This window comes from Pseudomonas tehranensis (assembly GCF_014268615.1).
GTDB classification, from domain to species: Bacteria; Pseudomonadota; Gammaproteobacteria; order Pseudomonadales; family Pseudomonadaceae; genus Aquipseudomonas; species Aquipseudomonas tehranensis.
Map to the genome: position 1 here is coordinate 1 of NZ_JABWQV010000254.1, position 6,857 is coordinate 6,857.

Sequence of the window (6,857 nt, forward strand, 5' to 3'; positions counted from 1 at the left end):
ATCTGCTGATGCAGGTAGGGGTTTTGTTTTTGTGCCGAAAAAAAAGGATGACCTGAAGAGGTCATCCTTTTTTGCATCCGGCAGTTAAGCCCCAGGGACCGGGCAGCTCAGATCGCCTTCTTCGCACTTGAGGTAGGTCTTGAGCGTCTCGACCCGGGCCTTGGTTACGGCTGTGGTGCAATTGCTGTGGACCAGCGGATAGACGCTACCCCCTTCGACTCCGGAGGCAGAAAAATTGCATTCGGCGTCACGGAAGCTGATCCAGGCCCGCTGTGCCTTGACCAGTAGCTGCTTGGCCTGCGGGTCATCTTTCAGGCGTGCAGTGATCTGCTTGTACAGCTGGTTCAGCTCGTTGTCAGCGGCTTCGTGCTCTTGGGCTGCGCACTGGTTCATCGCGCCCTGGGTCGTAGCATTGGCGCAGTCATTGGCTTGAACGACGCTGACAAAAAGCAGCGGCGTCAGTCCTAGGAACAAGCGTGAGGACATGGTCGATCTCTCCCTGATGGGGTTACAAATGCCGAAGGAGTGTACCCAAACGCGGGTTCGATACAACTTTCTGGTTGGCCTCGTGGTCTTACAGGCCTAGTGTTGAACACAGGAGGTGACTCATGCATTCATCCGATCGCATCGAAAGAAAAATTCTGCTCAAGGCGCCGCGCTCGCAGGTCTGGCGGGCCTTGGCCAATGCTGAAGCCTTCGGTCAATGGTTCGGCGTCGCGCTTGAGGGTAGACGATTTGTCGCGGGCGAGCGCACCCAGGGCCAGATCACCTATCCAGGCTATGAACACCTCATCTGGGACGTTGCGGTGGAGCGAGTCGAGCCGGAGCGGGTTTTTTCGTTTCGCTGGCATCCGTACGCCATTGAACCGCAGGTGGACTACTCTCAGGAACCCGAAACGAGGGTTCAGTTCGAACTTGAAGACATGGATGGCGGCACCTTGCTCAAAGTGGTGGAGTCGGGCTTTAACGGTATCCCGCAGGCGCGTCGGCTTAAGGCTTTTCGTATGGACAGCCGTGGTTGGGACGAGCAGATGGCCAATATCGAAGCATTCCTGGCCAAGGCCTGATCCTCAGTGTTTGAGCACTCTAAGGGTTTACGGAAGGGCGGCTATAGCGAATGTCTTACACGCTATGGTTGCTATATCGTCTGTTGCGTTTTGGATCCGATGCGTAATCTGTACTCAACCACTGAAGCACAGGGAGTGCTTCAGGATCAGGGACGATCGACCTTGCAAGGATGGCTATCGACAGGGAGTCGTGATGGTCTTGGAAAAACCCGCCTCGGCGGGTTTTTTTTCGTCTGCAGAAAAGCCGACCTATCAAGCCAGGCGTTGCGCCATAGTACGGTCCGAACCATCAGCGGCAAGGGCCTGCCCAGGTGTACGATCCGAACCATCAGCGGCAAGGGCTTGCCCAGGTGTACGGTCCGAACCATCAGCGGCCACAGGCTGCTGATATCCGAGTGTTTGCGTAAAGAAACGGTCCTGCTGCTGGCTCGGCAGGGCAAAGGCACTGACGCTCAGGACGAAGGTGGTAACGGCGATCAAGGAGCTGTAAGTTTTCATGGCGATGACTCCGGTCATATCAAAGGGGTTGAGTGCCGGGTCGTTCAGATGTCGCGATCTGCTGAACCCGTTGCAGCCCGGACGGTAGTCTTGCTGCATGGGTTCAGAGTAGGGGCGAGGAGGGGGACGCCGTTAGACGGATACTGCCCTCGGTTTGCCTGATCCTGTTTGTGTGCAGGATCAGGCGCGACTCACCTGCAAGGCCTCGGCACGTAGCCGGGCGATGTCCTTGCTCGGCGAGGCCCCGAATAGACGGCTGTATTCGCGGCTGAACTGCGAGGGGCTTTCATACCCCATTTTGTAGCCGATTGACGAAACGTCGCTATTCTCCGCCAGCAACAGCCGTCGGGCTTCCTGCAGGCGCAGCTGTTTCTGGTATTGCAGCGGGCTCATGGCAGTCACAGCTTTGAAGCGATGATGCAGTGCCGAAGGGCTGAGATTGATCATTTGTGCCAGGCTATCGATGCTCAGCGGCTCGGCATAATGGCTGTTGAGCCACTCGATTGCGCGACTGATACGGTGGGTTTGCGTGTCGGGGATAGCAATTTCGTGCAAGCGCTGGCCCTGGGCACCCCGTAGCAGGCGGTAGAAAATTTCCTGTTGGGCCAAGGGCGCGAGTGTGGCGATATCGTCCGGACTCTCCAACAGCCGCAGCAAACGCAACACTGCATCGAGCAGCGGCGCATCGATGCGGTCCAGGAATAATCCTCGACCGGTCCGTTGGGCCGGTACCCCAATGGGGCTGGCGTCGGCGATCAGACGGCAGATCTGCGCCGGGTCGATATCCAGGCGAATGCACAGGTAGGGGCGTTCGGGGCTGGCTTCGATCACCTGACCCGCCAGCGGCAGGGTGACCGATACCACCAGGTAGTTGAGCGAATCATAGACGTAGCATTCATCCGCCAGCCGAACCTCTTTGCGCCCCTGGACGATCACGCACAAACCGGGCTTGTGGATCGTGTGCAGGGCCTCTGTGGGCTGGTCGCTACGGATCAGGTGCAAGGCCTCGATGGCCGTGGGATGAACGCCGAATTCCGGGGCGAAGCGCTTCATCAGTTCCGCCAGTTCGGTGCGGCGCTGGTTGGCGCCGTCGTCGGGCGCAATGTGTATGGACGTGGATACCGACATGCCGATCTATCTCCCTGGCCAAATGGGTGGACCGCGCTAGTAAAGCCGATTGTGCGCCCGGCGACCAGAGGCGGTTTTATCGCTACAGGATCGTGCAAGGGCGCAGGAGGATCCGGCTAACCCAGACACGGATCTGCTCCCTAATCTGGACCTGTCAAAACGCTCCCACCGGGGGGCAATACATCCAGACGAGGAAACCATCATGTCCACTATTCAAAACAAAGTTGTGGTTATCACCGGCGCCAGCAGCGGTATTGGCGAAGCCGCCGCACGGTTGCTGGCTGCCCGGGGCGCGCGAGTGGTGCTGGGTGCACGACGCGTCGATCGCTTGCAGGCGCTGGTGCAGGAACTTGAAGCCGACGGCCAGCAGGCTGCTTGCAAAGCCGTGGACGTGACGCGCCGTGATGATGTCCAGAGCCTGATCGACTTCGCTGTCGAGCGATTCGGCAAGGTCGATGTGATCGTCAACAACGCCGGGGTCATGCCGCTCTCCAAACTCGAGGCGCTGAAAGTTGATGAATGGGACCGCATGATTGACGTCAACATTCGTGGCGTACTCCACGGTATCGCCGCCGGTTTGCCCTTGATGCAACGCCAGCGCAGTGGCCAATTTATCAACATCGCTTCTATTGGTGCCTACACGGTCAGCCCGACGGCGGCGGTGTACTGCGCCACCAAGTTCGCTGTACGGGCGATTTCCGAGGGTTTGCGCCAGGAGGTCGGCGGTGACGTGCGGGTGACGGTGATTTCCCCTGGCGTAACCGAGTCGGAGTTGGCCGAAAGCATTTCCGATGAAGGCGGGCGCGCCGAGATGCGCGAGTTTCGCCGGATCGCCATTCCCGCCGAGGCGATTGCCCGGGCGATTGCCTACGCTATTGAACAGCCGGACGATGTGGACGTCAGCGAACTGGTGGTGCGCCCAACGGCCAGCCCGTTCTGACTTGAATCGTTATTGCAGTGCCAATCGCGCCGCTGCTCGTTGAGTAATCTGCGAGCGCACTCGAAACGACTCCGCGGCACGCCGGTTGGCTTCTGCCAGCACTTGAGATGGCGCAGTGTCCGGGCAGCCGGCGCTGAATGGCGGGGCCGGGGCGTATTCAAGCTGTAGCTGGACCAGCTCGGCGGTGTCCTGGTCGAACAGTTCGGCCGCCAGGGTCAAGGCAAAATCGATCCCGGCGGTGATGCCACCTCCGGTGAACAAGTTGCCGTCGCGTACCACGCGGTCCTTGACCGGTGTGGCGCCCAGGGTTTGCAGCAGACTGTGATAGGCCCAATGGGTGGTGGCCCGTTTACCCCGCAGCAGGCCCGCCGCACCCAGCACCAGCGAACCGGTGCACACCGAGGTGATGTACTGCGCGTGGGCCGCCTGTTGCTTGATGAACGCCAAGGTCTGCTCGTCTTCCATCAAGGGCCCGACGCCGCTGCCGCCTGGGATGCAGATCACATCGAGCTTGGGGCAATTCTCGAATGTGGTGGTCGGTAGCAGTACCAGCCCGGTGCTGGCAGTGACCGGGGCCAGGTCTTTCCAGATCAGATGCACCTTCACGTCGGGCAGCGAGGCCAGCACGTCATAAGGGCCGGTGAGGTCCAGTTGTTGAACCTGGGGAAATAACAGAAAACCGATCTGCAACGCCATGGCGTTTTCTCCTGAAGTGATACCTGAGGGGTGGACGGTGTAACTTTAGGCCCGTAGGCTTTGGCGTATACGCCAATAAGCCCACGAATTACGCCAATATGCCAAATCCACCGAAAACCGTTCATGTACTGGCCTTTGCCAACGTGCAGGTGCTGGATGTCACCGGGCCTTTGCAGGTCTTTGCTTCGGCCAACGACCTGGCACGCCAGCAAGGCTTGCCGTTGCCTTACGCCCCGACCGTGATTGCTGCCGGTGGCGGGGCGGTGATGTCGTCGGCGGGGCTGGCGCTGCTGGCCGAGCCGCTGCCGAGCGAGGGCAGCGACACATTGCTCATCGCCGGCGGTTGGGGGGTGTACGAGGCGGCGCAGGACACGGCGCTGGTGGCCTGGGTCAAGGATCATGGCCTGCGTTCGCGCCGGGTGGCGTCGGTGTGCACCGGGGCGTTTCTGCTGGCCGCCAGCGGTTGGCTGGACGGACGCCGAGTGGTCACACACTGGACCCGTTGTGAACTACTGGCCAGGCAGCATCCGCAACTGCGGGTCGAACCCAACCCGATTTTTATCAACGACGGCCCGGTCTGGACTTCGGCGGGCGTTACGGCCGGCATCGACCTGGCGTTGGCCCTGGTGGAGGACGATTTGGGTCGCCCCATCGCCCTGGAAGTCGCCCGGCAACTGGTGGTGTTCCTCAAGCGTCCGGGCGGTCAATCGCAGTTCAGCGTGACCTTGTCACTGCAGAATCAGGGCAGTCGTTTTGACGATCTGCACGCCTGGATTGCGGAAAACCTCACCCAGGACCTGGGCTTGCCGAATCTGGCGGCCGAGGCGGGGATGAGCGAGCGCAGTTTCGTGCGCCACTACCGCGCCGACACCGGTCAGACGCCGGCGCGGGCGGTGGAGCTGATTCGCGTGGAGACCGCCCGCCGGCTGCTGGCCGACACTGCACTGCCGATCAAGCGGGTCGCGGTGCAGTGCGGCTTTGGCAGCGAAGAAACCCTGCGCCGCAGCTTCCTGCGGGCCATGGGCGTGACGCCTCAGGCGTATCGTGAGCGTTTCGCGGTCAGCCTTCAAGCAGATCCAGCAATGCCCTGAGCGTGGCCTGGGGGGCTTCCTGGGGAATGTTGTGGCCAACGCCGGCCAGCACTCGACGCTCGTAAAAACCGCTGAAATGCTCGGCGTCTTCGTCGTGTTCAGGCGCAGGTCCGACGCCGTCATCGGCACCGCACAGGGAAATACTCGGCACGCTGATGGTCGGTTGCGCGGTCAGTCGTTCCTCCATCCACTCCAGCGTCGGGTCGCCCGGTGCGTACATGAAGCGATGGCGGTAGGAATGAATCACAACCTCGACGAAATCCGGGTTGTCGAAGGACGGGGCGCTGAGTGGATACAGCGCTGCGCCGCGCGTCCAGGTCGGTGACCACAGGCGCCAGAGCAACTGGCACAGTTCGCGCCGGTTCTGGGTCAGGCCCTCGACGCCCCGTGCGGTGTGGAAGTAATACTGGTACCACAATCTGTGCTCGGTCTCAGGGGCCAGTGGCTGAGTCGATCGGGGAATGTCCTGCAAGTTGTAGCCATCCCCAGTCACCAGGCAGCGAACCCGTTCGGGCCACAGCGCCGCCACGATACACGCGGCCCGCCCGCCCCAGTCGTAGCCGCATAACGCTGCTTGGGGGATGGCGAGTGCCTGCATCAGGTCCAGCAGATCCTGGGCCAGCGCCGCTTGCTGGCCGGAGCGCAGGATGCTCGGGTTATTGAACCGGGTCGGGCCGTAGCCGCGCAGGTACGGCACGATGACCCAATAGCCGCGCTGAGCCAGGGCCGGAGCGACTTCATCAAAGGCCCTGGGGTCGTAAGGGAAACCGTGCAGCAGAATGACCGGGGCGCCGCTGGCGGGGCCGTGCTCTTCGTAGGCGATGCGCAGCAGAGGCGTCACCGCGAAGTTGATCCTGGGCGCCTGGTTCATATCGGCCTCCTGCACGGCTCGGTTGCCGTTATGCGGGTTCCTGATTCACGTATTTGCTCCGATCTGGCGTGAAGGTCACGATCATGTTCGTGCTGGAGCAGGTCAGGGTGCGGTCCTGGGACAGGTCGATGTCCAAATCTTCACCGCGCAGGCCCTGCCATTGGGCGAGGTACTTGAGGCAACCGAACTTTTCGTTTTTCTTCAGGCTGCGGCTGACACCGCCTTTCCAGCCGAGCACCGGCAATTCACCGGCCAGGCAACGCTGCGCCAGCTCGGGAAACTTCAGCGCCCGGTCGCGGCCGATTTCCCAGCACTTGATCAGGCCCTTGTCCTGGCCTTCCCAGAGGTCTTCCCGGGTCAGGCCTGTTCGGGGCGGGGTGGTGATAGAGCGTTTTACATGGGTCATGTCAGATCCTTGAATCGGGTTTTATCGGGCAGCTCCGCTGCACCCGTGAGTGCATCGATCTTAGGAGGGGTTTGCGGGGCTGGCAACCTGTAGCGGGGCGTGGCGATAAATGGCGGGCGTAAGTTGACAACGCTCTTGTGGCGAGGGAGCTTGCTCCCGC

General features: G+C 61.2%; 9 protein-coding genes. 3 read left to right on the top strand and 6 right to left on the bottom strand.

What is annotated here, in order from left to right; genetic code table 11:
- Nucleotides 1-84: 84 nt before the first annotated feature.
- Nucleotides 85-486: a lysozyme inhibitor LprI family protein gene (locus HU811_RS23235; RefSeq protein WP_186658320.1), complete on the bottom strand. Its 402-nt coding sequence runs from the start codon at nucleotides 484-486 to the stop codon at nucleotides 85-87.
- Nucleotides 487-608: 122 nt separating this feature from the next.
- Between HU811_RS23235 and HU811_RS23240 the strand changes: the two genes are divergently transcribed.
- Nucleotides 609-1,067, top strand: coding sequence for an SRPBCC family protein (locus HU811_RS23240; protein WP_186658322.1), 459 nt, complete (start codon nucleotides 609-611; stop codon nucleotides 1,065-1,067).
- A 252-nt stretch (nucleotides 1,068-1,319) separates the two neighbouring features.
- Here HU811_RS23240 and HU811_RS23245 read toward each other — a convergent pair whose 3' ends face one another.
- Complete coding sequence (locus HU811_RS23245; protein WP_186658324.1) at nucleotides 1,320-1,565, bottom strand: hypothetical protein; 246 nt, start codon at nucleotides 1,563-1,565, stop codon at nucleotides 1,320-1,322.
- A gap of 180 nt (nucleotides 1,566-1,745) precedes the next feature.
- Nucleotides 1,746-2,693, bottom strand: a complete 948-nt coding sequence (locus HU811_RS23250; protein ID WP_186658325.1) for an AraC family transcriptional regulator — start codon at nucleotides 2,691-2,693, stop codon at nucleotides 1,746-1,748.
- A 202-nt stretch (nucleotides 2,694-2,895) separates the two neighbouring features.
- On the opposite strand from HU811_RS23250, the gene HU811_RS23255 reads away from it, so the two are divergent.
- Nucleotides 2,896-3,633: an SDR family oxidoreductase gene (locus HU811_RS23255; RefSeq protein ID WP_092403146.1), complete on the top strand. Its 738-nt coding sequence runs from the start codon at nucleotides 2,896-2,898 to the stop codon at nucleotides 3,631-3,633.
- 9 nt (nucleotides 3,634-3,642) lie between these two features.
- On the opposite strand, the gene inhA is transcribed toward HU811_RS23255, so the two are convergent.
- On the bottom strand, nucleotides 3,643-4,329 hold the full coding sequence (gene inhA / locus HU811_RS23260) for an isonitrile hydratase (RefSeq protein WP_186658326.1): 687 nt from the start codon (nucleotides 4,327-4,329) through the stop codon (nucleotides 3,643-3,645).
- Between the two features lie 98 nt (nucleotides 4,330-4,427).
- On the opposite strand from inhA, the gene HU811_RS23265 reads away from it, so the two are divergent.
- Nucleotides 4,428-5,420 carry a GlxA family transcriptional regulator gene (locus HU811_RS23265; RefSeq protein WP_092403150.1) on the top strand — a complete coding sequence of 331 codons (993 nt, stop codon included), beginning with the start codon at nucleotides 4,428-4,430 and terminating at the stop codon, nucleotides 5,418-5,420.
- On the opposite strand, the gene HU811_RS23270 is transcribed toward HU811_RS23265, so the two are convergent.
- Together HU811_RS23270 and HU811_RS23275 are read right to left on the bottom strand one after the other, a co-directional pair.
- Nucleotides 5,389-6,291: an alpha/beta fold hydrolase gene (locus HU811_RS23270; protein WP_186658327.1), complete on the bottom strand. Its 903-nt coding sequence runs from the start codon at nucleotides 6,289-6,291 to the stop codon at nucleotides 5,389-5,391. The two genes, HU811_RS23265 and HU811_RS23270, sit on opposite strands and share 32 nt — an antisense overlap.
- 28 nt (nucleotides 6,292-6,319) lie before the next feature.
- On the bottom strand, nucleotides 6,320-6,697 hold the full coding sequence (locus HU811_RS23275; RefSeq protein WP_092403154.1) for a hypothetical protein: 378 nt from the start codon (nucleotides 6,695-6,697) through the stop codon (nucleotides 6,320-6,322).
- Nucleotides 6,698-6,857: the final 160 nt, after the last annotated feature.

Bases quoted from the DNA above. Each gene is read 5' to 3' on its own strand.
- HU811_RS23255 (WP_092403146.1), top strand. From the start codon at position 2,896: ATGTCCACTATTCAAAACAAAGTTGTGGTTATCACCGGCGCCAGCAGC.
- HU811_RS23235 (WP_186658320.1), bottom strand. From the start codon at position 486: ATGTCCTCACGCTTGTTCCTAGGACTGACGCCGCTGCTTTTTGTCAGC.
- HU811_RS23240 (WP_186658322.1), top strand. From the start codon at position 609: ATGCATTCATCCGATCGCATCGAAAGAAAAATTCTGCTCAAGGCGCCG.
- HU811_RS23270 (WP_186658327.1), bottom strand. From the start codon at position 6,291: ATGAACCAGGCGCCCAGGATCAACTTCGCGGTGACGCCTCTGCTGCGC.
- HU811_RS23265 (WP_092403150.1), top strand. From the start codon at position 4,428: ATGCCAAATCCACCGAAAACCGTTCATGTACTGGCCTTTGCCAACGTG.
- inhA (WP_186658326.1), bottom strand. From the start codon at position 4,329: ATGGCGTTGCAGATCGGTTTTCTGTTATTTCCCCAGGTTCAACAACTG.
- HU811_RS23245 (WP_186658324.1), bottom strand. From the start codon at position 1,565: ATGAAAACTTACAGCTCCTTGATCGCCGTTACCACCTTCGTCCTGAGC.
- HU811_RS23250 (WP_186658325.1), bottom strand. From the start codon at position 2,693: ATGTCGGTATCCACGTCCATACACATTGCGCCCGACGACGGCGCCAAC.
- HU811_RS23275 (WP_092403154.1), bottom strand. From the start codon at position 6,697: ATGACCCATGTAAAACGCTCTATCACCACCCCGCCCCGAACAGGCCTG.